Genomic DNA, 23,707 nt, shown 5'->3' with positions numbered 1-23,707 from the left:
TCACAACGTGTAGAAACCCTTGTCCCACAGGGTTTCCAGACGACGGAAGTAGTCCTCGTACTGCGCCGCGACCACATCTGTGGAGAATCGGCCGACGGCGTAATCGCGGATCGCCTGATAGTCCAGCTCGTCGACCGCGTCCGCGGCATCGCAGAACTGACGAAGCGAACGGCACCGGAATCCGGTGACGCCCTGTTGCACGGTCTCGCTGAACGCTCCCCAGTCGGTGGTGATGACCGGAGTTCCGCACAGCATCGCCTCCACGTGCACTCCGCCGAACGGCTCCAGATACAGCGAGGGCACGAAAACCGCTCGGGCACGGCTCATCAGCTCACCGCGCCGCGCGGGGTCCACGACGCCGACGTACTCGCCGAACTCCGGCGGCGTTCCGGCGCCGGCGATCACGAGCCTGCGCCCGAGGGTGCGGCAGGTGTCCACGGCGATCTGATACCCCTTGGCCTCGATCAGCCGCCCGATGAACAGATAGTAGTCGTCCTTCTCCGCGGAGAACGGAAAGTCCGGCACGTCGAAGTAATTGGGGATCACCTGATCGAAGAATCGCCCGCGATCGCTCATGATTCCGGGCAGTGTCGTATGCGCGCCGTGCACCGCGTGCATCCACGCATAACTTTCGAACACACGGTATTTCGCGAACACACCGCTGTACCCGATGCCGAATTCCACCGTCATCATCTCCGGCAGCGCGGCGCCGATCGCCTCCTGACAGGTGCCGCCGATGATGCACAGAAAGTCTCGTGGCTCGGCCCGCTGGGCGATCTCCGCGACGGCCCTGCCATTGGTGATGACCCAGTGTTTGTCGTTCTTACCCCAGGTGATGTTGATCGGGCCTTCGAAGAAATCGTTGTTGCCGAACCATTCTCGCTGCTCGTCCTTGGTCACGATGGTGATCAGTTCGGTGCAGGCCGCCTCGTTCTCCTGCGAGGCGTACAGGAACACCTCGTGCCCGAGGGCTGACATCATGTCGCAGAATCGGCGCACCTTCTGGGTGTAGGCACAGGGCGAATACGACCGAGTGGTCTGTGTGTGCGGCAGATTGACGACGTGAAAACGCATCGTGGACACTTCAGTTACCCGACCAACTCTCCCGTGACGACGTGGCGAACGCTACCCTACGACGCCATCGCCGGCCGTCCCACGAACGGCGGGCGGACCGGCAGCTGTGGCCCCCGCGCCGCGCGATTGGTAGGGTAAAGCGGCAGTCATGCCCGTCAACTGGGTACAGCGGCACCTCGGGGGAAGGAGGACATACGCTGTCACCGCGCGCGATGCCTGCCGCAGGGGGTGTCTCAGGCGGCCGATTCCCATCGCGCGGAATTCGATCGGAAGAATTTCCTCGACGATCGATGGAACCGAATCAGCGCATGCTGCGTCCAAATACCTGTAGGCGATCGAGTCCCTTGGGCACGGCGGGGTTTCGCGCTTCCGGCTGTCCGGCCGGACTACATTGCGGGAAGCACTAGGAAGGAGGGTCCGGATTCGAGGCCTCGGCGGCCTCGTTTGCCCCTGGTACCAGAGCCGGTTGCTCCGACGGCACGGGCGGGATGACGTCCACACAGTGGCATCTCGCGTCACGTGAGCACACCAGATCGGCTTCATCGCCTGGGGGGTGCCCTTCATACTTGGGCAGAAGTAGATGGAACCGAACGGACGTCGTATGCGTCCAATCAGACATACCGATCACGGCAGACGACCGTCGTCGATCGTTGACCCGAGAGGAGCACACTGTGGCTGGCAAGCTCGAAGCCAATGTCGATCAGATGAACACGTTCTCCAAGAACATGGAGGACCAGCATCAGAAGCTGATCACCCACATCCAGTCCACCAAGGCGGATCAGGAACAGACCACCGCCAGCTGGAGCGGTCAGGCTCGTTCCGCCTTCGATCAGTTCATGGAGCGCTACTACGAGCAGGCGCAGGCGATGAACAACAAGCTGTCCACCACGGTCGACAGCCTGATGAAGGCCGCTGACAACTACTCCAAGCAGGACGAGGACTTCCAGCAGCAGATCTCCAAGCAGAACTCCAGCCTGGATCTGCCCGCCATCTGATCCTGCCCGGCTCATTCACGTTCGGGCCTCGAAGATCACCACGTTCAGAAGGAGCATTTCATGGCCGCCAACGATCCCTCGCGGATTTCCGCCAACTTCGGCGATGTCGCCGCAGGTGCCGACGCGTTCATCAGCCGCGCCCGCAGCCTGATGTCCGACCTGGAGGATTTCCACAAGCAGGTCACCGACTTCGTCACCAACCACTGGCAGGGTGATGCGAACGATGCGTTCTCGCAGCTGCAGTCCCAGTGGAACCAGAACATCATGCAGCTGAACACCACCCTGCAGGGTGCGGCTCAGCTCGTGCACACCGGTAACTCCGACCTGCAGTCTCGCGACTCCTCGCTCGCGGGCCTGTTCTGATCCGAGTTCAACGCAACTGAGCCCCGGCGACTTTCGCCGGGGCTCAGTCGTTTTCGCGCTATCTTCTACGGTGCCACCCGAATCACGCAGAGCACTCAGGGGTTTCACATTGCGTCGCCGATCGAGGATCCGTACCGCCGCGGCGGCCGCTGCCACCGTTGTCCTGACCGCGCTGTCGGTCACCACGGGTGCGGGAGTCGGTTCCGCCGATCCGATCATCGCCTCCAAACATCTGCTGGCCTCCCCCACCACGGCCGACGGGTCGAAGATCAGCGCGTACTACCTCCGCGACGCTCGCCACCTGACCCTGCGCGTGCATTCGGCCGCGATGAATCAGGACATCACCGTGGAGGTGCAGCGTCCACCCGACACCTCGGTCCCCCGGCCCGTGCTGTATCTGCTCAACGGCGCGGGCGGCGGCGAGGATGCGGCGACCTGGCAGCGCAACACCGACGCGCTGCCCTATCTCGCCGACAAGAACGCCAACGTCATCGAGCCGATCGGCGGCGCGTGGAGCTACTACACGGATTGGCTGAAGGACGATCCGGTGCTGGGCCGCAACAAATGGAAGACCTTCTTCACCCGGGAGCTGCCACCGCTGATCGATGCGTCCCTGGGCACCGACGGCGTCCACGCCATCGCGGGTCTGTCCATGGCGGGCACCTCGGTGCTGGCCCTGGCCATCGCCCAACCTGGTCTGTATCGCAGCGTCGCCTCCTACAGCGGGTGCGCGCAGACCAGTGACCCGCTGGGACGGGAAGTGGTCAAGACGGCGATATCGGTGTGGGGCGACGGCAATCCGGCGAACATGTGGGGCGCGGACTCGAGTCCGCTGTGGGTGGCGAACGATCCGTTCGTCCATGCCGACCGATTGCGCGGGATCAACCTGTTCCTGTCCTCGGGCAGCGGTATCCCGGGCCGGTACGACACGCTGAACAGCCCGTTCCTGTTGCATCCGGGTCCGGTATCGCTGGCGAATCAGCTGCTGGTGGGCGGCCTGCTCGAGGCAGGCACCAATACCTGCGCGCACAACCTGCAGAATCGCCTGAACCAGCTCGGCATCCCGGTCACGGTCGACTACACCGCCACCGGCACGCATTCCTGGGGCTACTGGCAGGACGCGCTGAAACAGTCCTGGCCCACCCTGGCCCGCGGGCTGGGTCTGTAATCGCGATCAGCGCAGTTCGCGCACGCTGGTGAGGATTTCGCGCGCCTGGGCGGGCGTCAGCTCTCCTGCCGTGCCGCGGTCCGCGAGGACGGCAAGGACCAGCACCGAACCCGACGGGGCGCGGAAGGCGAAGGTGTACACCGAGAATGTCGTTGTGCTGCAACCCGATCGGCTGGGCGTCCAGGCGCCGGAGGTCTCCACGTACTGTCCGGTGATCCCGCTGCGGGTGGTCAGCTCGGCGGCCGGCGCCGCGGTACCGCCGCCCGAACCGCCGTAACTGGTCTGTGCCGCAGTGGTGCCGACCGCCGTCGCCGCCTGGGCCGGATCCCCCTGCCCAGAATCGGTGAGGGTGGCGACCGCCCGGAATCCGGATCCCGGGCAGTAGTGCGCACCCTCATCGGCCTGGCCGTGTCCGGTGAATCCGCCGATCGTCCAGGTGGTGCTCGCAGGTTCGATGATCCACCCGGTCGGCACGTCGTAACCGATCCCTAGGGCCGGCACCGCAACCCCTTGATATCCCTGGACCATCGCATCGGTGGTCGTGGTGTCCGGGCCGAGCGTCGCCTCGGTCCGCGAGGGTGGCACGCTCCGCTGCGCGGCCGTTGCCCGATGCGGCAACCTGTTCAGCACCGTCGCACCTGCGACGACCGCCACGAGCAGCGCCACCCCGGCCACGACGAGGACTCCGGCACGTTTCCCGCGCAACCACCGCATCCTCGAATCGGACTGCGGCACAACGTTCGCGGACTCCGAAACTTTCTCGGCCCCCGCCCCGGAGTGCTGCACTTTCGACGTCGGCCGATCCCCGAACCGCGTCGCGTCCGGCTGCGCCTGACCGGCATCCACGTGCTCCCCCGGCTGCCGCACACCCGCCAACGCATAACTGACCTGCCACCCGGCGGCCCCGTACTGCCCGTTCGCCCCGGGTGACGCCCCCGCACCCGACTCGGATGCGGCCCCTCCCGGAGCGGCCACCTGTTGCTCATCAACTCCCACGGAGTCATCGCCCGGCTGTAAATCCGAAACTACCTGCTGCACAGCAGGATCCGAATTCTCCTCGCCCGAGGCCCCCGAACCTTCCCCCCAGCTCTCGTCTCTCACGCCAATTCGTTCCTGATCCGCGCGGCTGTTGCCTGGCACCCATGATGCCCGCACAACCCGTCCCCGGCGACACTCACGCGGTCCGACGCGATGGCTAATTCGGGAAGAACTCCGGGTCGGGTTCGCAGGTGACGTCGGTGGCGGGCAGAGCGCCGGTGGCGAGATAGGTGTTGACCGAATCGTTCACGCACGGGCTCAGACCGGGGCGGAAGGAACCGTGAATTCGGGTGTCAGCCAGGGTCACCAGGCGCGAGGCCGACAGATCACGGTGCAGCGCTACACCTTCCGGATAGGCGGTGCGGGTGTCGTGGACCACGGCCAGGATCAGCGCCGGCGTCGCGTTGTGCACCTGGGTCGCGGGTTCCAGCGGATCGGGCCAGTAGGCGCAGGCGGTGATGTTGTTGGCGAACGCGCCGAATACCGGCTGGGTCGGCCGGGCGGCCTCGATATTGCGATAGTACCAGGCCGGATTGCGGGGCGCGGCCCGATCACCGCACATCACCGCCGCCATTCCGGCTGCCTCCGGCGCAGCTCCGCTGATCTTGGATTTGAGTTTCGACACGTCCAGCGGTTTACCGTCGACGCCGTCGGACAGCAGCCGCACGACATCGGCCAGGCCGGCGTTCATCTTGGGGTTCGACAGCAGTGCGAGCAGCATGATCGGCACGGTGTGCTCGTCGACCAGATATCCGGAGCCGAGGCTGATCACCGGATGCGCCGCAGCACGATGGATCATGTCCTCCACGAATGCGCGCACCTGCTGCGGGGTCGCGCCGAAGTGGTATTGGTCGTCGTGCCGGGCGGCCCACGCCGCCCAGTCGTCCAGGGCGTACTCGTTGATCGGGCCCATGTCCTGGTACATCCCGACCCAGTAGCGATCGGGATCCACCGCACTGTCCAGCACCATCCGATCGGTGCGCGACGGGAACATCTGCGTGTACACCGCGCCGAGGTAGGTGCCGTACGAAGCGCCGTAATAACTGATCTGCTGGACGCCCAGCGCCGCCCGGATGACGTCCATATCGCGAGCGGTGTTCCGCGTGGTGATGTTGCGGAGCTTGTCGATGTCCCCGACCAGGCAGGACGCGGCAAGCACGGCGGCCAGTCCGGTGTCGCGGGCATAGCCGAACACGTCGAATCCGGACGAGAACAGCATCGTCGGCAGCGGTATCGCGCAGTGCACCGCATTCGAGCGGCCGATACCGCGCGGGTCCATGCCGATCAGGTCGTATTGCGCCCGCACATCCGGGGTCATCCCCTTCTGCACGGTTGCCATCGTCTGCAGTCCCGCGCCGCCGGGCCCGCCCGGATTGGACAGCAGCACCCCGCGCCGCCGCGCCGGATCGGTCGCCGCGATCCGCGAGATCGCGATGGTGAGCGTCCGCCCGTCGGGGTGGCTGTAGTTCAACGGGACGAGCACACCCGCACACGACGCACCCGCCGCGTCGAGCGTGCCGTCGTGACAGGGCTGCCAGTCCAGTCGCTGCTGGTAGAACCGGTCCAGCGGGTCCTGCGCGTGTGCAGGACCCGCGGTGAGCCCGGCCACGAGCACAATCCCCATCGTCGAAACGAGCCAGCGAAACCACCGTGTCGGCATCGGTACTCCTCGCAGAAAGCCACCCCTGTGCGAACCTCATCTACAGGTACAGGTTCTTCACCCGGCATGCGACGAGACGCGCCCGACTTGCGGTAGAACCTCAGACCACGCGACCGGTGAACGCGGCGAGTTTGTCGAGAGCGGGAGCGTCCTGCGGGACGGGCTGCTCGTCGTCGAAACGCCCGGCTCGGGAATGTTCGGCCATCTGCATCCTGATGTACGCGAGGGACTCCTCGACCAGATCCTGCGGCAGATCGGCGCGAAGTCCCGTGGCACGGGCCAGATCCCAGCCGTGGGTGAGCAGATCCGCCATCCGGATCCGCAACCGTCCCACGCCGGTGGCATCGCCCAGTGGACCCGAAAAGGTCTTGTCCAGCACTCCGGGAGCGCCGAACGCCGCCGTCACCGCCGCGGCAGAGGTCCGATAGGCCGCAAGCGGGTCGGCCCCCAGATGATCGGCCTGCCGATCCGGCATCGGACCACCCTCCAGCAACGCCGTGAACACGAGGTTCAACCCGACCAGATGGGCCACCACGTCGCGCACCGTCCATTCGGTGCACGGCGTGGGCGCCTCCCACTGCCGCGGTTCGATCCGCGCGATCAACTCACCCACCGCCTCGAAGGCCCGTCCGAGGTCGGCAACAGGATCCGATGTCATAGAGCGACCCTATGGCCACTCCCGCCACCGGTAAACCGAGTAGCCCGATCGGCCCGCGATTCCGCGCGCGTCGGCCGAGTAGGCGGATCGACATGACGGGCAGCAGGCGACGCATGGCGGGCAACGCACGACGGGCGACACGCGACACGCGACAGGCAACGCACGACGGCGACACGCGACGGGCAACGCACGACGGCGACACGGGACACGCGACGGGCAACGCACGACGGGCGACAGGCGACAGGCGACAGGCGACAGGCGACAGGCGACAGGCGACAGGCAACGGGCAACGGGCAACGGGCAACGGGCAACGGAGGTGATCCGACTCGGGAATCTCCGTCGAGGAAAGGGGGTGTTCGTGCAGGGTATGGTCGGTTGGGCCGGGTGTGGTGCCCTGCGCTCACACGGACGAGGACAACCCTGGTGAAATACATTCCCCGCCTGATCATGTTTCTGGCGATTCCCGCCATCCTGTTCGCACTGCCGTGGTGGACGGTGATCGGGGCGGTCACGACCGGACCCGCGTTCTGGGTCGGCACGGCAGTCTTCCTGCTGGGTTACTTCAGCCTGCCCGCGGGGATGTTCTTCGGGCACGGGCCCGCGCAGTCCGATGTCGGGTCGATCGTGGGCGACACGTTGCTCGGGGTGATGTGGGTCTTCTTCACCTGGTCGGTGATCGGGAATGTCGCCGGTCTGGTGCTCGCCCTGGCGGGGGTGCACGATCCGGCGCGTTCGCGGATCGTCGCGGTCGGCGTGCTGGCGGTGTCGGCGGTGTTGGTGGCGTGGAGCATTCGCGAGGCGCGGCGGGTGCCCCGGGTCCGCGAGGTCGATGTGCCGATCCACGGACTCGGACCGGGTCTGGACGGACTTCGGCTGGTGGTGCTCACCGATACCCACTACGCGGCACTGAACCGGCTGCGCTGGTCCGAGCGGGTGGTCGAGATCGTCAACGAGTTGCAGCCCGATATTGCTTGTCACGCAGGCGATCTCGCAGACGGTTCGGTCGCGAAGCGGCATCCGCAGGTCGACCCGCTGGGCAAGGTCGAGGCGAGATTCGGCCGCTTCTACATCACCGGCAACCACGAATACTTCGGCGACGCACCCGGCTGGCTCGAGCATATGACCGCACTGGGCTGGCAGCCGCTGCGCAATCAGCACGAGATCATCACCCGCGGCGGGGACAGCCTGGTGATGGCAGGTATCGACGACCCGACCGGCACCGGCCTGGAAGGTCACGGCCCGAATCTGCCCGCCGCCCTCGCCGACGCCGATCCGCAGCTACCGGTCGTCCTGCTCGCCCATCAGCCCAGGCAGGTGGCCGATGCGGTGAAAGCCGGTGTCGCCCTGCAGATCTCCGGACACACCCACGGCGGGCAGATCTGGCCGTTCCACTACCTGGTCCGGCTCGAGCAGCCGGTGGTCGCCGGATTGAGTGAACACGGCGACCACACCCGCCTCTACACCAGCCGCGGCACCGGCTTCTGGGGCCCACAACTGCGTCTGTTCGCTCCCAGCGAGATCACCGTGCTGACACTGCATCCGGCGTCGGCATGAGCTGTGCCGGGGACACGTTGGTCACCACCGCGACCGAAAAATCCTCGGCGGGATAGCGATACACCGCGCATGACGAACCGGGCATCCGGCTGTTGTGGCCGAGCACGGCTGGGATCCTACGACTTCGGCCGTTAATCGTTCACCCTCGAGTCGTACTTGGAAAGGTCTGCGGCAGAAGCATTTTCGTTCGGCATGCCGAGGCCGAAAAGCACAACGGGTCCGGAACTCCGGACCCGTTGTGCTGTATCGAGATTCTGTTGTGTCGAGCAGGGCCGACCGCGAATCGGACTGTCGCAGTGCGGATCAGCCGGATCTACGGCAGAGGGCCGTGATCAGTTCCAGCGGGACTGCGCGCGGCGCTTGACCGCCGGTGAGGCGTGCGCGTTGGCCATCACCTCGAGGTCCTCCAGGAAGTTCTCGACGCTGTCGGCCTTGGCCTGCAGGGTCGCCACCTGCTGACGCACCCGCTCCTCGGTGCGATCGAGCATATTGGTGACGAGCTCGGCCTGCAGATCGCGCACGAGCTGCCGGTGCAGCTGGGCGATCTGATCGCGCCCCTGCTTGCGCACCCGCTCGACTTCCGCGGTCGCCGCCTCGCGCATCTGCGCGATGATGTGGTCGGCATCGGCGCGGGCGTCGCCGCGCATCCGCTCGAGTTCGACCTGCGCCTCGGCCAGAGCGTTGTCGTAGGACTGCTTGGCCTCTTCGAGCCGGGTCGCGGCCTTGCTGCTCTCCTCGAGCTGGCGCGCGATGGCGTCCTGGCTCTTGGCCATCATCCGTCGCAGCGGGGGCAGGATCCACTTCACGAAGACGAAGATGATCACCACGAAGCCGAACAACTGGCTGAAGAAGACGGGCCAGTCGAACGAGATGTGATAGGGGCCCTCAGCGAGCACACCGCTCGTATTGATCATGAAGTAGCCCGTCCCCTTCGCTGGCCGGAGCTGGTACCGGCGTGCCCTTCGTCGCGGCCCACCACGCGATCGGCCAGGGACTGCGACAGCGGCTCGACCGCCTCACGCAGCTCCGCGGCGACCTGGTCGGCCTCGGCCCGCAGTTGCGCCGCGGACTCCGCGACGATGTTGTCCGCCTCCTGCTGCGCTTCGCCGCGCAACTGTTCGAGGATGTTCCGCCCTTCGGCGCGTGCCTCGTTGCGGATATCGGCGGCCTCGGCGCGTGCCTTCTCGAGCGCGGACTCATATCTGGCCTGTGCCTCGGCGAACGTTTCCTTGGCCTCTTTGTTGTTCGCCGAGGTCTTATCGACCCGCTCCTCGCGCTCCGTCAGGACCTTGCGGATCGGCGGAACGACGAAGAACCAGATGACTCCGAGCACGATCAGGAAGATCAGCAGCTCGGCGAAGAAGGTTCCGTTGGGAATGAGGAAGTTCCCTGCGGCCTCCACATCGGTTCGCGGAGACATCTCGTATTACTTACCGGGAGTGGCGAATACGAACAGCGCCATGAAAGCAAGGTTGATGAAGTACGCGGCCTCCACCAGACCAACGGTAAGGAAGAAGTTACCGCGCAACCGGCCCTCGGCCTCGGGCTGCCGGGTCACACCGTTGATCAGCGCGGAACCCGCCAGGCCGTCACCGATACCGGCGCCGATAGCGCCACCGGCCATGATGATGCCGCCACCGATGAGGGCACCCTGGACGATCTGAGCGGTTGCTGGATCTGCCATTTTCACTTCCTGTTCTCGAACAGTTACTCCGACCGGCGGCGCCGATCAGTGGTCTTCATGCTCCAGCGCCATCGACTGGCTGAAGTAGAGTACGGTCAGCAGCGAGAAAATGAACGCCTGAATCGCTCCGACGAACAGATCGAACATTTTCCAGATTGCGTTCGGGCCCCAGCTGATCCACACCGGGAACAGCGTGATCACCGCGATCATCACACCACCGGCGAACATATTGCCGAAGAGTCGCAGCGAGAGCGACAGTGGCTTGGCGATTTCCTCGATGACGTTGATCAGCACCATCGGACCCCATCCGGTGTGCCCCTTCAACAGCGCCTTGAAGTGGCCGCCGACGCCACGGCGCTTGATACCCGCGCCCTGGTAGAAGACGAACACGAACAATGCCAGGGCATAGACGAAGTTGACGTCCGAGGCGGGCGGCGACACCAGCTCACCCTCGCCGTACTGGACCGGCAGGACCGAGAGCCAGTTGGACAGCAGGATGAAGGTGAACAGCGTGACCGCCAACGGCAGGACGAACGGCGCGACCCGCAGGCCGATCGCCGATTCCACCTGATCGCGCATCTGCACGGTGATGGCCTCGAAGAACAGCTGAACCCCGTTGGGCACACCGGAAGTCAGCTTGATGCGCAGGAAGATCGCCAGCGCGATCACGATGAGTGCGGCGACCGACGTCGAGACGATGGTGTCGACGTTGAAGTCCATGCCCCAGAAATGCGCGACGGCATGTTCGCCGACTTTGATCTTGGCGCCGGAATCGGCAAGCGGGAGTTCTGACCGGGCGATCGAACTCGGGATACCGGTCAACGAGGCGTGGATCGTCATGACAGCTGGCGCATCGCTTTCCACTCGGGCAGGACAGTGTGAAGAACCAGGATGACCTGGAAGAGGGCCAATCCGAAGAAGACGCCGATGCCGTTAGGCCGGGCGAGGTAGGCCACCAGGATCGACAGTGCCGTCAGCCCGAACAGGCGGACCGCGGAGGATAACAGCAACCCCTGTTTGCTGGGCGTCTCCGAGCGAATCTGGTGAGTGATGAACTTCCAGGTGAGCTGAGCATTCAGCCAGCCCAGCCCGAGTCCGATGCAGATGAACGTACCCAGCAACAACCGGTCAAGCGGACCTGCTACCACCAGAGCCAGCACACCGAACGCGGTCGCAACATAGGCCGCGCGGCGTATCCGGAGTCTGTCGACATTCACTGTGACACCGCCTCGCCGGTCGTCCCACCTCGTAGTGGGTCATGATTGTCCGTCAGCTTACACATACTCAACGACGTTGCGTAGCAACAATTTTGATCTTCACACAGATGATCTTGATATGTCTCGAAAACGCATCGGAACGAGCTTCCAGCGACTCGCCAGCTATCGGGACAAATAGCCCATATCCGGCAATTCGGTGGTGACACAACACTATCCGGCGTCGGTCCGGCAAAACCGGCGCCACGCCATTATGAGGGAGGGGTTTTCGGTGGAATGTCGCAATACAAACATGAGATTCGGGGCTGGATCGGGCTCTCCGGGGGCGGATTCGGCGGCAACATCGGCCGCGGCCGACACGTGCCGGACTCTGGCGCGCGACCCCGGCATCGGCCAAGGTGAGTGAGACGATCGCCGGACCTCACCGAGAGGCGACACCATGCCGCAATCCCCGACCGCGCCCGAACCCATCCCCCTGCGCAGGCGCGGGAGAATGCTGTGGCTGCTCGCACTACCGGGCGTGCTCTACTGTCTCGCCCCCTTCGTGGCCAACCGCATCGAACCGCGCGTGGCCGGAGTCCCCTTCCTCGTCGTCTATCTGCTCGCCGTGACGGTGCTGACCGGACCGGTGGTCGGCCTGGTGGCCCGGTTCGATCCGGCTCATCGTGCGGGCGCACCGGAATACGTGCCCGTCGACGACCACCCCGAACCTCCGGCGGAGCACGCATGAGTTTGCATGCGGAACCGAGGTTCGCCGGGGTGCGGTCGTGAGTGCTCGGGCGGCGGTGGCCGTCTCCCTGTTCGCCGTTGCCATGGTCGTCGCCGTCGCGATCGGGGTGCTGTCCGGACGCGGCCGGGAACGTTCCATGTCGGAGTGGTCGGTGTCCGGGCGCGGCCTGGGCACCCTGTTCGTCCTGCTGCTGATGGCGGGCGAGTCCTATACGAGCTTCTCGTTCCTGGGCGCGGCGGGCTGGTCCTATCGATACGGCGTGCCGATCTTCTATCTGATCGCCTACCTGAGCACCGGACTGGTCGCCGCGTACTTCGTCGCGCCGCTGCTGTGGACCTACTGCGCCCGGCACGGGCTGATGTCGATCGCCGATATCGCCGAATTCCGGTTCGGATCACGCGCGCTGGGCGTCGTCGTCGCGGTGATCTGCACGATCTTCCTGATTCCCTACGTGCAGTTGCAGATTCAGGGGATGGGCGTGGTAGTGAACGCGATGTCCTACGGGGCGATCGACCTGAAGGTGGCCGCCGTCGTGTCGTTCGTGGTGGCCGAGGCGTTCATCCTGGCCTCGGGCCTGCGCGGATCGGCCTGGGTGAGCGTGCTCAAGGATGCGCTCGCCGTGCTGTCGGTGGTGTTCCTGACGATCTACGTGCCGTGGCACTACTTCCACGGTCCGGGCCGACTGCTGGACCGGCTGGTCACCGAGCATCCGCAGTGGCTCACCTTTCCCGGCGCCGGCGGCGGAACCTTCGGCACGGCCTGGTTCATCTCGACGATCGTGCTGAACGTCATGACCATCTGCATCTTCCCCACGACCGTCGCGGGGTATCTCTCCGCCGGCGGTCCCACTGCGCTGCGGCGCAATTCGATTCTGCTGCCGTGGTATCAACTGCTCCTGGTGATTCCGATGTTCATCGGCGCGGCCGCACTCTTCGTCGCGCCGAAGCTGACCGATCCCGATCTGGCGCTGTTCACCCTGGTGACCGATTCGCTGCCGCCCACGGTGGTGGCGATCATCGGCATCGCGGGGGCGCTGTCGGCCATCGTGCCGATGAGCGTATTCCTGGTGTCGATCGGAACACTGTGGGGCAGAACGATTCTCGGTGGCGGTCTGGCCGGCGCGGCGCGGAGTGCGACCGCCGAAACGGGCAATTCAGGCGACCGGCAACGCGAATGGTCACGGCTGATCTGCCTGATCGCCGGTGCGATCGCCCTGGGCGGCGCGCTGCGATATCCGAAACTGCTGGTGAACCTGTCGGTGTTGTCCTACGAAGGCATCGCACAGTTGCTGCCCGCGGTGTTGTTCGGGCTCTACTGGCGGCGCCTGACCGCCGCGGGGGCGGCGTCGGGGCTGGTGACCGGCACCGTGATCGTGCTCGCCCTGCACGCCGCGGGCCTGGATCCGCTGTGGGGCGTCAACGGCGGACTGTTCGCACTGGCGGCGAATCTCGTGGTCGCGGCGATCGTCTCGACATTCGCACCGTCACGCACGGGTTCGCCGAATGATCCCTTGCGTCCGATTACCGAAGGATGAGAAGATAACAGGTGACCGTATGTGAAACGGTTATAGAGCCAGTTGTGTCTCGTAACGGATTTCGCCTCGGTCTCGGTGCCCCGATTTCGTCCGGGGCGGCCGGGGTGGAATCGCCTTTGCGCTACCTTCCGAACTGGTCATGCGGTATACAGACAAGAGGTCTATGTATGCGCACTTTATCTGCCGGCAGCGAGCAAGAGCCGCATTCTATCGGTGCAATCCGGGCACTTCCGTAAGATTTTCGGACACATGATTAGCTAGCTGAATGCTGGGTATGTCTCAGCCTGGGATCGCGCCCGGTGAGACATGGACGCCCCGATACAGGAGCGCAAGCTCCTGCTTCAGGTGAGGCTTATCTACCTGAAGTTCCGATTGGTCGCAGCTTCACACGTTGAGGAGGCAGTACCATGAGTTCCATCCCGTCCGATGCCGATTCACGCATTGTGGGATTCCGAAAGTCCGTCGCGCCGCTCAATATCGTCATGGTCGCACCACCGTATTTCGAAGTTCCACCGTCGGGGTACGGCGGCGTCGAGGCAGTGGTTGCGCAGCTCACGGACGCATTGACCGACCGCGGACACCACGTCACACTCCTGGGAGCGGGACGATCGGGAACCACCGCGCGGTTCGTCAAGGTGTGGGACGACATTCTCGCGGAACGTCTCGGCGATCCATTTCCCGAGGTACTGCACGCGCTGAAGGTGCGGCGCATCGTCACCGAATTGGCACGCACCGAGCGCATCGACATCGTGCACGACCATACCTTCGCCGGGCCGCTGAATGCACCGATGTATTCCTCGCTGGGCATCCCGACCGTGGTGACCGTGCACGGTCCGGTGGATGGTGAACCACAGGATTACTACCGGGCGCTGGGCAACTCGGCGGAGTTGATCGCGATCAGCGATCGGCAGCGGTCCCTGGCCCCCGGATTGAATTGGCTGAGCCGAGTGCACAATGCGGTGCGGCCCGCCGAATGGCCGCTGCGGCTGGAGAAGCAGGATTTCGCCCTCTTCCTGGGCCGATACGCACCCTACAAGGGGCCGGACCTGGCCCTGCAGGCCGCACATGCGGCCGATATTCCGCTGGTGCTCGCGGCGAAGATGAACGAACCGCCCGAGCGGGAGTATTTCAATTCCGCGGTGCGCCCGCTGCTGACCGATCGCGACTGCGTATTCGGTGAGGCCGATGCGGTGGCCAAGCGGCTGCTGCTGTCCTCGGCGCGGTGTCTGCTGTTCCCGATCAGGTGGGAGGAGCCGTTCGGGATCGTGATGATCGAGGCGATGGCCTGCGGCACGCCGGTTGTCGCGCTGCGCGGTGGCGCGGTCGAGGAGGTCGTCGAGGACGGGGTCACCGGAATCATCTGTGACGACCCGTCGGAGCTGCCCGCGGCCATCGCCGAGGTGCGGCGCATCGATCCGCTCGACTGCCGACGTCGCGTGATGGAGCGGTTCTCGGTGGACGGACTCGGGGCCGGATACGAGGCCGCCTACTACGCGGCGCTGGATTCCCGTTCGGTGCCGCAGATTCCGGCGGACATTCCGCAGTTCTCCCCGGCCATGTCCTTCGCCGCGAATCACTGATTCCGACCTGATTCGTATCCCGTGCCCGACGGGGTACGAATCAGGGAACGTGGATGTATCCGCCGATCGGCAGGTGCCCGTGTCCGACTGGATGGGGCACGGGCTCGGCGGATCAGTAGTCGACACTGCCCAGCTGGCCCTCGAGCAGGAGCAGCAGATCTCCCAGGATGCGGGCGAGTTCGCCCTGTTCGCTCCCGGGCAGCCGGGACAGCAGCGCCTGTTCGTAGGAAAGCTGTTGCGGAAAAAGACGATCGATCAGCTCCCGACCGGCGTCGGTGAGCGTGAGGTGAGCCACCCGGCGATCGCGCTCATCGATGCGGCGCTGAACCAGGCCCTGTTTCTCCAGCCCCTGCACCCGTTTGGTGACCGCTGCCGGTGAGGCGAACGTCTCGCGAGCCAGGCGACCGGGTGTCAGCTCACCGCCGATGCGCCGCAGTGCGGTCAGGATGTCGAATTCGGGGCGACTCAACTCGGCCGTGCCCAACGGGGCGTCGGCAACCCGTTGCAGGAGCGCCGCACAGCGGTTGAGGCGGCCGAGCACCGCGATCGGGCCCAGATTCAGCTCCGGATACACGACCTCCCACTGACGCAGCACGCCTGCCACCGCATCCTCCGTCATCGGACGACCACCGGCAGCCGGACCGGAAGTTGCGCCAGTAGTCGATGTCCCGCTCGTTCGGAGGCGACGATCCGCTCCTCGGGCACCTCGGTGCTCCACCACTCCCCCGTGGCGATATCGGCGGATTCGCGCACCTCCACCAGTGCGGTCGCGAGCCGACGACGCACGTCGTGATCCGGACGCCCGGCGCTCAGCGACTCGCGCGCACGGGCGAGTACGGCGTCGAGTTCGCGCAGGGCCAGCGCCACCCGATCGAAGGCGCGCCGGTTGGGTACCGCGAAACAGATCACCACGGCCACGGCGGCGCCCACGCAGGTATCCAGCCAGCGGTCCAGCGCGAGCCGCCCGGCGGGCTGAGCCCCGGCGAACTCGACCATCACCAATGCCATCGGTGTCACGAATACCGACGCTACCCAATAGTTCCGGGAGATCGTCGCCTCGACCACGAGCTGGCAGGCCAGCGCCACGGCGACCAGTGCCACCGGATGGACGGTCAACGGGACCAGGGCGGTGAACAAGCCGACCCCGATCAGATTGCCCAGCAGCCGCTGCACCGTGCGATGCCAGGACATCACGGTATTGGCGACGATCAGCACCGCGGCGGTCATGACCGCCCAGTACGGTCTGTCCACGCCCAGGGCGACGGACACCAGTCCGGCCGCGGCCGCGCCCACCGAAACTCGTACCGCGAGTGGGAATCCGGGCGCGGTGGGCCGGAAAGCCCTCAGCACCCGGCGTATTCCGCTCGGTGTGCGTTCCGCGTCGCGTTGCAACGCGATACCGCGAATCTGGTCTCGTTCGGTGAGCAGGCAGTCGACCTCGGGCACCGCACGCCCGCTGCGCAATTCGCGCGCCCAGTCCGTGAGCAGATCGGCCTCGGCGGCTCGATCGGCCGCATCGGTGTGCCGGGAGCCGTCCGAAGGAGTGGTAGTGCGCTCGGGATATCCAGCGGTGGTGGAGAATTCGGACCGGTCACGGTCCGATGAACCGGATTGCGCTGCGGCGGCGAGGGATTCGGCGCGAACCAGGAGGCGGATCAGCGCGGTGATCTCGGCAGCCCCCTGCAGGGTGTCGCAGGGAACCAGCCGAACGGTGTGCCAGGCGGCATGACACGCGGCCGCGGCGTCGTATCGGGCGCGGGCCGCGACCGGATCGCCCGCGGGCGCCCGCACCAGCCGAGCCGTGGCACTCAGCGCTCGGGCGACGGCGAACCGCTCCGGGGCGTGCGGGCGCACCAGCGCCGGAGCCATGCAGACCACCCATGCCAGCACGCCGCCGGACAGGACGAGTTCGAGATGCGCCGGTACCTCGGCCAGACGCACCGGCAGGAATCCGGCGGCAGAGATGATGAAGGTGAAGATGACATTGCCGGGCGGGCCGATCCGCGAGGCGTCGCAGATCAACTTGCACAGGCCCGCGAGCAGTGCGAGGACCAGCACCCGAACCACAGCGGACTCGGTCAGCGCCGCGGTGGTGAGCGCGACGCCCACTCCCGCGATCATCCCGAAGACCACCCAGCCGAGAGCGCGCGCCCGCGCCGAATAGGGCAGACCGTGCCCGTAGAGCGCGCAGAGCCCGCCGGCGCAGGTGTAGAACGCCAGCGGCAGATGTCCGGTGGCCACCAGCACCACCTCGGGCACGCCCAGTGCGATCAGCCCGCTGACCGCGGACCGACGCCAGGTATCGGCGGCCGGGCGCATCCGGAACACCCCGTGCAGCGAGAGCACCTGCCACGCGCGCCACAGCGTCCGAGCCGAGCGATCGACCGGGCGCAGATGCATGTGGGGTGGCGGGAACATACGAGAAGGTTAGCAGATGTTTTACCAGGAAAATATCTTGATGTGCGGCGTCTCACGACTCGTGTCCGCAGCGAGATCTCGAGGCGCTACAGTCTCCGGGATGACGGTCGGGCCGCGCCGAGGTTGCAGCGAGAAGTCTCTCGGGCGGATTTCCGGGTGCGAGTCACGGAAATGGCGAGTGCCGTGAAATAACTCGTAATTCAACTATTCCGACGGCCGATTGCCCGGTCCTGTGACACAGTTCCGCCGACGACGTCGCCAATTGTGAACTATGATGATTTCTGACTAATCCAGACCTCACTTTTCGGCCGACCGGATCGGCCGAAATATCGTGCATCTCGCGGGAATAATCGCGTTATGTGCGACGCGTGAGAGACTGCCGGAACGCCCGCGGCGACATACCGCGCCAGCGCGTGAATGCGTGCGTGAAGTTCGCGGTTTCGGCATAACCGAGCAGCCGGGCAACTTCCTCGACGGTCGACCCGCCACGCAGCAACTCCGCAGCTCGACTCTCGCGCACATTGTTGAGCAGACCGCGGAATGTCGATCCCTCCGCGGCGAGCTGGCGGCGCAGGGTGCGTGCGGTGATGTGCAACTCCCCGGCGACCTCGGCCATCGTGGGCACCACGCCCGAATCGCGCAGCAGCCGATCGCACACCGCCGCGGTCAGCCCGCGGCCGGTGCCGACCAGTTGACGCAGCGCCTCACCGAGTTGCCGCTCCACCATCGCCGCGGTGTGCGCATCGGCCTGCGGCATGGGCTGATGCAGGAATGCCCGCGGAATGGCGATACTGTTGCGGACCTGCCCGGACAGCACCGAACAGCGATCGAACGGGGCCACCGAGGTCAGTTGCGCGACCCGCTCGGCCGGATCGCGCAACCCGATCTCACGCACCGGAATGTCGACGCCGAGTACCTCTCCGGCCATGAAGACCAGCATGAGGTCCCGCTCGACGAAATAGGCCCGCACATCCTCCGGAACCGCCTGGCCGTCGACGATGATCACGATCTCGTCGTCGCCCTCGTCGAGCGAGTACCGCGTGGCGACCGGAACCAGATCCTGGTAACGGATCGCGACATTGAGCACCGCGCCGACGGTCGCACTGGCCAATGCCGCAAGGCCCGCCAGCCCGGCCTTGCCGAGCGTGGCGTGACGGGCGGTTTCCACGCCGAGTCCGGGCTTGTCCCCCAATGCGCGAAGCAGGTTGCGCGCGACGTCGTATTCCTGATCCGCCCAGAATTGGGCAAACTCGTCAGCCAGATTCTGCCCGGTAATTCCTGTGCCTCGTAATAGCGTTGAATCATCCAGTCCGTGCGCACGCCCAACCGCGATCATCATTCGCACACTGGCGCTGCTGCGAGGGAGTGCGCCGAACGGACTTCCGATAGGAACCACCGTCCGAAATTACCAACAAAAGGTCCCATCGTCACATTCTTCGGCCCGAAAACAGCTTCTAGTCTCATTTCAGGGCGGCGTCATACCCGACGTCTATGAGGAAGGGTAGGGGATCGTGGACAGGTTCAGTACTTGCTGGGTCGAGCCCATCGGGCTCACCACCGAACGTGCACACTCCATCATGCAGATGCATCTGAACTGCCGGACCGACGAATGCCCCCGTCGGCGGGCCGCGGTACGCACCCTGATCCGAGTCGGACACCTAGTGCCCGACTCGTCCCGGGTGCACTGACCCTTACGGCCCCCGCGCCGATCCTTCGATCCGTCACGTGACCCGTTCTCCGGCCGATACCCCCTAGGCCGGATCCCGCCAGACCCAGGACATCTCGGCGGTCAGCGGTGCATCGGGCCCGACGATCGAGGGATCGGTGTTGAGTCCGTTCGGCGGCCCGGACTGCGGTTCGACGCAGACGGTGTCGGCCGGTTCGTCGTAGACGACCACCCATCGCAGTGGGCTGCGCACGGTCAACTCGAGTGCGCCGGGCCAGTTCAGCGTGACCGACACCCCGTCGGGCATGCCGAAGCAGTCGTCCCACGGGGCGGGCTTCGGTGCGATCCGGTTCCCGTCCGGGAGGTAGTCCGCACCGCGCTCCTCCTGCCACGCCGGGGTGAAGTCGATGTCGACGGGCGCGCCGTCGGCGATCAGGCGGCGTTCGAACCACGGATGCCAGCCCACCTGTGCCGGAAAGGGTTCCGCGGCCGCTTCGACCGTCATCCCGAACGACGCTGTCCGCGTGCCCAGTTCGAAGGACTGGGTCACCCGGCCGGGGAACGGCCAGGGCTCGCGAAGATCCTGTGCGAGAACGAGTTTGCTGTCGGAGTGCTGAACCACCTCCCACGGATGGTCCCGCACCGTGCCGTGGATGGCGTGCGGCTCGGCGTTGCGGGGCAGCTGATACCGCTGCCCGGCGAATTCGAGGACGCCCGCACGCATCCGGCCGCACCAGGGAGCCATCGGGAAGCAGCCGAATCGCGGGCCGACGCGCAACAGATCGTGCGCACCCACGCGGAACCGGGCCACTCGGCCCGTCGCCGGGTTCACCGTCATCAGCGCCTCACCGGCGCTCAGTCGCAGCTCGTCCGTCACCGGGTTCTCCTCGGCCACCCTTGCCTCCAGTCCTCACGCCGCCGCGCCGGGATCGGCGGGCTGTGCCCCTCATCAGCATTGCACAGCCCACCGACACGTCGAGCTCAGCGGAGTTCGACGATCTCCACCCAGTTCGGATCGCGCCCGAGCTCCTGACGTCCGCAGATGGTCAGCGCCCCGGTATCGGGATCGATGGCGTGGACGGTCAGCGCGTCGGACTCCTGCCCGGCGGCGAGCAGGTACCGTCCGCTCGGATCGATGTCGAATCCGCGCGGGCAGGTCTCCGTCGCGGTGTGCCCCAGCGGTTCCAGCGCGCCGGTGTCGGCGGCCACCCGGAATCCCGCCAGCGTGCTCGAACGTCGCTCGGACACATACAGATAGCGGCCGTCCGGGGTGAGCCGTACCTCCGCGGCCCACGGCTCGGCGCACTCCTCGGGAATCGCCGAATATGTGCCGATCGGCGTGAGACATCCGGTGCCGGTGTCGAATTCGTAGCCGCCGACCGTTCCGTCCAGCTCGTTCGCCACATAGACCCACCGACCGTCCGGATGGAACACCAGATGCCGCGGCCCGGCGCCCGGCAGGGTCGGGACGCGCGGTGGGACGTTCAGAATGGGAACCCCGGTGACCTGGTCGAACAGATATTGCAGCAGCACATCGCCGCCGAGCGAGGCCGCGAACAGATACCTGTTCGACGGATCGACCACGACCGAATGCGCATGCGGCGGCGTGGCGAGCACCACGCTCGGCTCGGACCCGACGATCCCGTCCGGTCCGATCGGATTCACCGAGACGACGTTGCCGGAATAGGAGGCGGCGAACAGGAACCGACCGTGCCGGTCGGTGGACAGATAGGCCATGTTGTCCGGCAACCGGACTCGCGCCTGTTCGGTGAGTTCGCCCGTGCCCGAGTCGATCTCGTAGCAGACCACCGAATACGGCTCGGACCGCAGCGAGGCGTACAGGTGACGATGGCCCGGCCCGGTCGTCAACGGCATCACCGCCCCCGCGGTATCCACCGTCTGCACCGGTTTCAGCGCGCCGTCGTCCTCCAGTCGCAGCACCGAGATCTCGGCGCTGCCCGCATTGGACACGTAGACGATCGTCGACGCGGAATCTCCACTCACGCGGCCTCCTGGGTGGCGCCCGGGACACGGCCGCGCAGATCCATCTCGATCTGTTCCAGGCTGCGCCCCTTGGTCTCCGGGACGAACTTCGTCACCAGAACGTAGAGCACGACACTGACACCGGCGAAGATGAACGACGAGGCGGCCAGGCCGAGATGATCGCTCATCACCGGGAACAGGAAGGTGATGGCGAAGGTGGCCGCCCACAACACCGTGCTGCCGACGCCCATGCCGATCCCGCGCACCCGCAGCGGGAAGATCTCGGCCATCATCACCCAGACCACCGCGCCCCAGCCCAGTTCGTAGCCGACCCAGTACAGGCACAGCAGCAACAGGGCGATGATGCCGGTGCCGGTGCCCTTACCCAGTCCGAGTACGCAGGCGCCCAACAGGATCAGCGACAGCGCCATCAGCACGTTGCCGATCAGCAGCAGCGGTTTGCGGCCCCAGCGGTCCACGACCAGGAACACCCAGGCGGTGAACACCAGTTTGACCGCACCCATGATGATCGAGGCCAGCAGCGAACCCGAGGTGGCCAGGCCGAGCTGTTTGAACATGGTGGGCGCGTACAGATTCACCGCATTTGTTCCGGCGAACTGTTGTCCCACAGCGAGAATCAACGCGACGACCAGCGCGGGCCGCGCCCACGGGGCGATCAGATCGCGCAACGTGCCGCGCTGTTCGGAATCGATCCGGATCACCTCGCGGATACTGCCCAGTTCGGCGTCGATGTCGTCGTTGCGGTGGGTCTGGGTGAGCACCTCGCGCGCCTCGGCCTCGCGTCCGGCCTTGACCAGCCAGCGCGGGGTCTCCGGCATGAACATCAGGCCGACGAACAGGACCACGGCCGGAATCGCCGCGATGGCGAACATGATTCGCCAGTTGGCCGTGCCCGCGCCGGACAGCGCCCAGTCGATGATGTACGCGATCAGGATGCCGGAGACGATCATCAGCTGATTCAGCGTGGAGAGCCTGCCGCGCACCCGGGTCGGCGCGAGTTCGGACAGATAGGTGGGCACCGTCGCCGAGGAACATCCCACGGCGACGCCGGTGATGAACCGCCCCACCACCAGCACCCCGAATCCGGGTGCGAACGTGCAGCCCAGTACGCCGATGACGAAGACGACGGACGCGACCACGATGGCGGGCCGCCGCCCCCACCGGTCGGTGATCCGGCCGGCGAACAGGGCTCCGAAGATCGCGCCGAAGGCGACCGAGCCGCCGACGACACCCTGCGCGAACGAGCTCAGATGCCACAGGGGGTTGATGAACAACAACACTCCGGAGATCACGCCCAGGTCGTATCCGAACAGGATGCCGCCGAGCGCGCCGAAGAAGTACAGGTAGGAGATGCTGATCCGGCGCCGTTGTTCCGGCGCCGTTGCCGAGTGCTGCATGTGCTGCTTCCTTCACTACCAAACAAGTGTGCTCAGGGTCACATGCTCGATAAGTGGACGCAATACACATGACGATGCCCATTCGGTATCGCGTCATGCTGTCACATATGTGAACACTGAGCGCATGCGCAGCACCCGGCCCGGCCGGAACTCCGGCGTCACAGCGGGTTGTGCTGCCCCAGCGGAATATCGCAGAACGCACCGCCCAGATTGCCGGGCAGCTCACCCGGAGGCATCCGATCGGCGAAGACCTCGGCGTCGTCGACGGGCCGATAGCCGATCTGCTCCCCCTCGCTCTGCGAGACCACCGCGCGAGTGTTCGCGGACATGCCCCACAGCACACGGAATCCCGGCTCGGCCGTGCTCAGGCAGGCCTCCAGCAACCGCGCGCAGTCCTGCGGGGACAACCAGAGCGAGAGCTGGCGAACGTCCACGGGGTGGTCGAAACAGCTGCCGATGCGCAGACAACTCACATCCATCCCGAACCGCGAGTGGTACAGACTGCCCAGCGCCTCCATGGTTGCCTTGCTCACGCCGTAGTAGGTATCCGGACGCGCGCTGCTGTCGGCGGGCAGCCCGGCGGGACCGGCCTCGCCGATCCGGCGGAAGCCCACCGCATGATTGCTGGACGCCAGGATCACCCGGGGCACCCCGGCCGCCCGTGCGGCCTCGAGCACGGTGTGCGTGCCGTCGATATTCACCTCGAGGATGCGCTCCCAGCTGTCCTCGCGACTGATCCCGCCCAGGTGGATCACCGCGTCCACACCCTGGCAGGCCGCCGTCACGACCTCGGCATCGGTGACCGATCCGCTGACGATCTCGACCTGTTCACCGGGTGCGGCGGGTTCGAGCGGTGCGATGTCCAGCAGTCGCAGGATGCGGCCGGGACGGGCGAGCCGGGGACGCATCAGCGTCCCGACGATGCCCGCCGCGCCGGTGATGAGAATGCGCTGATCCGACATGGGTGAAA

23 protein-coding genes are annotated in these 23,707 nt (G+C 65.9%); 7 read left to right on the top strand and 16 right to left on the bottom strand.

Annotated elements, in window-relative coordinates:
• A complete protein-coding gene (locus tag K7711_RS15700) occupies positions 1–1,074 on the bottom strand; it encodes a glycosyltransferase (RefSeq protein WP_222970053.1) in 1,074 nt (357 codons plus the stop codon).
• A gap of 671 nt (positions 1,075–1,745) precedes the next feature.
• Here K7711_RS15700 and K7711_RS48915 point away from each other — a divergent pair.
• The 3 genes from K7711_RS48915 (at position 1,746) to K7711_RS15685 (ending at position 3,600) form a co-directional block, all read left to right on the top strand.
• The gene (locus tag K7711_RS48915; RefSeq protein ID WP_040819153.1) at positions 1,746–2,069 is read left to right on the top strand and encodes a WXG100 family type VII secretion target; all 324 of its coding nucleotides are present in this window, start codon (positions 1,746–1,748) and stop codon (positions 2,067–2,069) included.
• 60 nt (positions 2,070–2,129) lie between these two features.
• Positions 2,130–2,432, top strand: a complete 303-nt coding sequence (locus K7711_RS15690; RefSeq protein WP_222970051.1) for a WXG100 family type VII secretion target — start codon at positions 2,130–2,132, stop codon at positions 2,430–2,432.
• Positions 2,433–2,541: 109 nt separating this feature from the next.
• The gene (locus K7711_RS15685; protein ID WP_372460143.1) at positions 2,542–3,600 is read left to right on the top strand and encodes an alpha/beta hydrolase; all 1,059 of its coding nucleotides are present in this window, start codon (positions 2,542–2,544) and stop codon (positions 3,598–3,600) included.
• Positions 3,601–3,606: 6 nt separating this feature from the next.
• On the opposite strand, the gene K7711_RS15680 is transcribed toward K7711_RS15685, so the two are convergent.
• From K7711_RS15680 to K7711_RS15670, 3 genes are all read right to left on the bottom strand, one after another.
• Complete coding sequence (locus tag K7711_RS15680; RefSeq protein WP_222970050.1) at positions 3,607–4,575, bottom strand: DUF8017 domain-containing protein; 969 nt, start codon at positions 4,573–4,575, stop codon at positions 3,607–3,609.
• A gap of 220 nt (positions 4,576–4,795) precedes the next feature.
• Entirely contained in the window at positions 4,796–6,298 is a 1,503-nt protein-coding gene (locus tag K7711_RS15675) for an alpha/beta fold hydrolase (RefSeq protein ID WP_222970048.1), read from the bottom strand.
• A 100-nt stretch (positions 6,299–6,398) separates the two neighbouring features.
• A complete protein-coding gene (locus K7711_RS15670; protein ID WP_222970046.1) occupies positions 6,399–6,956 on the bottom strand; it encodes a TIGR03086 family metal-binding protein in 558 nt (185 codons plus the stop codon).
• A gap of 423 nt (positions 6,957–7,379) precedes the next feature.
• Between K7711_RS15670 and K7711_RS15665 the strand changes: the two genes are divergently transcribed.
• Complete coding sequence (locus tag K7711_RS15665) at positions 7,380–8,510, top strand: metallophosphoesterase (RefSeq protein ID WP_308014743.1); 1,131 nt, start codon at positions 7,380–7,382, stop codon at positions 8,508–8,510.
• Between the two features lie 332 nt (positions 8,511–8,842).
• Here the strand turns inward: K7711_RS15665 and K7711_RS15660 are convergent, their stop codons facing one another.
• From K7711_RS15660 to K7711_RS15640, 5 genes are all read right to left on the bottom strand, one after another.
• Positions 8,843–9,424 carry a F0F1 ATP synthase subunit B family protein gene (locus K7711_RS15660; protein ID WP_051192723.1) on the bottom strand — a complete coding sequence of 194 codons (582 nt, stop codon included), beginning with the start codon at positions 9,422–9,424 and terminating at the stop codon, positions 8,843–8,845.
• Positions 9,421–9,930 carry a F0F1 ATP synthase subunit B gene (locus K7711_RS15655; RefSeq protein ID WP_222970044.1) on the bottom strand — a complete coding sequence of 170 codons (510 nt, stop codon included), beginning with the start codon at positions 9,928–9,930 and terminating at the stop codon, positions 9,421–9,423. Before K7711_RS15655 ends, K7711_RS15660 begins: the two co-directional genes overlap by 4 nt.
• A gap of 6 nt (positions 9,931–9,936) precedes the next feature.
• Positions 9,937–10,194: a F0F1 ATP synthase subunit C gene (locus tag K7711_RS15650; protein WP_040819136.1), complete on the bottom strand. Its 258-nt coding sequence runs from the start codon at positions 10,192–10,194 to the stop codon at positions 9,937–9,939.
• 45 nt (positions 10,195–10,239) lie between these two features.
• Positions 10,240–10,914: a F0F1 ATP synthase subunit A gene (atpB, locus tag K7711_RS15645; protein ID WP_235747298.1), complete on the bottom strand. Its 675-nt coding sequence runs from the start codon at positions 10,912–10,914 to the stop codon at positions 10,240–10,242.
• A gap of 116 nt (positions 10,915–11,030) precedes the next feature.
• Positions 11,031–11,411 carry a hypothetical protein gene (locus tag K7711_RS15640; RefSeq protein WP_040819135.1) on the bottom strand — a complete coding sequence of 127 codons (381 nt, stop codon included), beginning with the start codon at positions 11,409–11,411 and terminating at the stop codon, positions 11,031–11,033.
• Between the two features lie 436 nt (positions 11,412–11,847).
• On the opposite strand from K7711_RS15640, the gene K7711_RS15635 reads away from it, so the two are divergent.
• The 3 genes from K7711_RS15635 to K7711_RS15625 all read left to right on the top strand — a co-directional run bounded on the left by K7711_RS15635 (position 11,848) and on the right by K7711_RS15625 (position 15,252).
• Positions 11,848–12,138, top strand: coding sequence for a DUF3311 domain-containing protein (locus tag K7711_RS15635; protein ID WP_222970040.1), 291 nt, complete (start codon positions 11,848–11,850; stop codon positions 12,136–12,138).
• A gap of 37 nt (positions 12,139–12,175) precedes the next feature.
• Positions 12,176–13,672 carry a sodium:solute symporter family protein gene (locus K7711_RS15630; protein WP_222970038.1) on the top strand — a complete coding sequence of 499 codons (1,497 nt, stop codon included), beginning with the start codon at positions 12,176–12,178 and terminating at the stop codon, positions 13,670–13,672.
• 407 nt (positions 13,673–14,079) lie between these two features.
• On the top strand, positions 14,080–15,252 hold the full coding sequence (locus K7711_RS15625) for a glycosyltransferase family 4 protein (RefSeq protein ID WP_222970036.1): 1,173 nt from the start codon (positions 14,080–14,082) through the stop codon (positions 15,250–15,252).
• Positions 15,253–15,364: 112 nt separating this feature from the next.
• On the opposite strand, the gene K7711_RS15620 is transcribed toward K7711_RS15625, so the two are convergent.
• The 7 genes from K7711_RS15620 to K7711_RS15590 form a co-directional block, all read right to left on the bottom strand.
• A complete protein-coding gene (locus tag K7711_RS15620) occupies positions 15,365–15,871 on the bottom strand; it encodes a MarR family winged helix-turn-helix transcriptional regulator (RefSeq protein WP_040819130.1) in 507 nt (168 codons plus the stop codon).
• Positions 15,868–17,670, bottom strand: coding sequence for an FUSC family protein (locus tag K7711_RS15615; protein ID WP_222970034.1), 1,803 nt, complete (start codon positions 17,668–17,670; stop codon positions 15,868–15,870). Before K7711_RS15615 ends, K7711_RS15620 begins: the two co-directional genes overlap by 4 nt.
• A 355-nt stretch (positions 17,671–18,025) precedes the next feature.
• The gene (locus K7711_RS15610) at positions 18,026–19,009 is read right to left on the bottom strand and encodes an AraC family transcriptional regulator (RefSeq protein ID WP_222970032.1); all 984 of its coding nucleotides are present in this window, start codon (positions 19,007–19,009) and stop codon (positions 18,026–18,028) included.
• Positions 19,010–19,421: 412 nt separating this feature from the next.
• Positions 19,422–20,213: an aldose epimerase family protein gene (locus tag K7711_RS15605; RefSeq protein ID WP_308014741.1), complete on the bottom strand. Its 792-nt coding sequence runs from the start codon at positions 20,211–20,213 to the stop codon at positions 19,422–19,424.
• Between the two features lie 104 nt (positions 20,214–20,317).
• On the bottom strand, positions 20,318–21,340 hold the full coding sequence (locus K7711_RS15600; protein ID WP_222970030.1) for a lactonase family protein: 1,023 nt from the start codon (positions 21,338–21,340) through the stop codon (positions 20,318–20,320).
• Entirely contained in the window at positions 21,337–22,737 is a 1,401-nt protein-coding gene (locus K7711_RS15595; RefSeq protein ID WP_222970028.1) for a sugar porter family MFS transporter, read from the bottom strand. Before K7711_RS15595 ends, K7711_RS15600 begins: the two co-directional genes overlap by 4 nt.
• A gap of 158 nt (positions 22,738–22,895) precedes the next feature.
• The gene (locus K7711_RS15590; RefSeq protein WP_222970026.1) at positions 22,896–23,699 is read right to left on the bottom strand and encodes an NAD-dependent epimerase/dehydratase family protein; all 804 of its coding nucleotides are present in this window, start codon (positions 23,697–23,699) and stop codon (positions 22,896–22,898) included.
• Between the last annotated feature and the right edge of the window lie 8 nt (positions 23,700–23,707).

The sequence above is a fragment of the Nocardia coffeae genome, assembly GCF_019890715.1.
Classification (GTDB): Bacteria; Actinomycetota; Actinomycetes; order Mycobacteriales; family Mycobacteriaceae; genus Nocardia; species Nocardia jiangxiensis.
The sequence above is the reverse complement of the archived record's forward strand: the minus strand, read 5'-3'. Positions and strand labels throughout refer to the sequence as shown.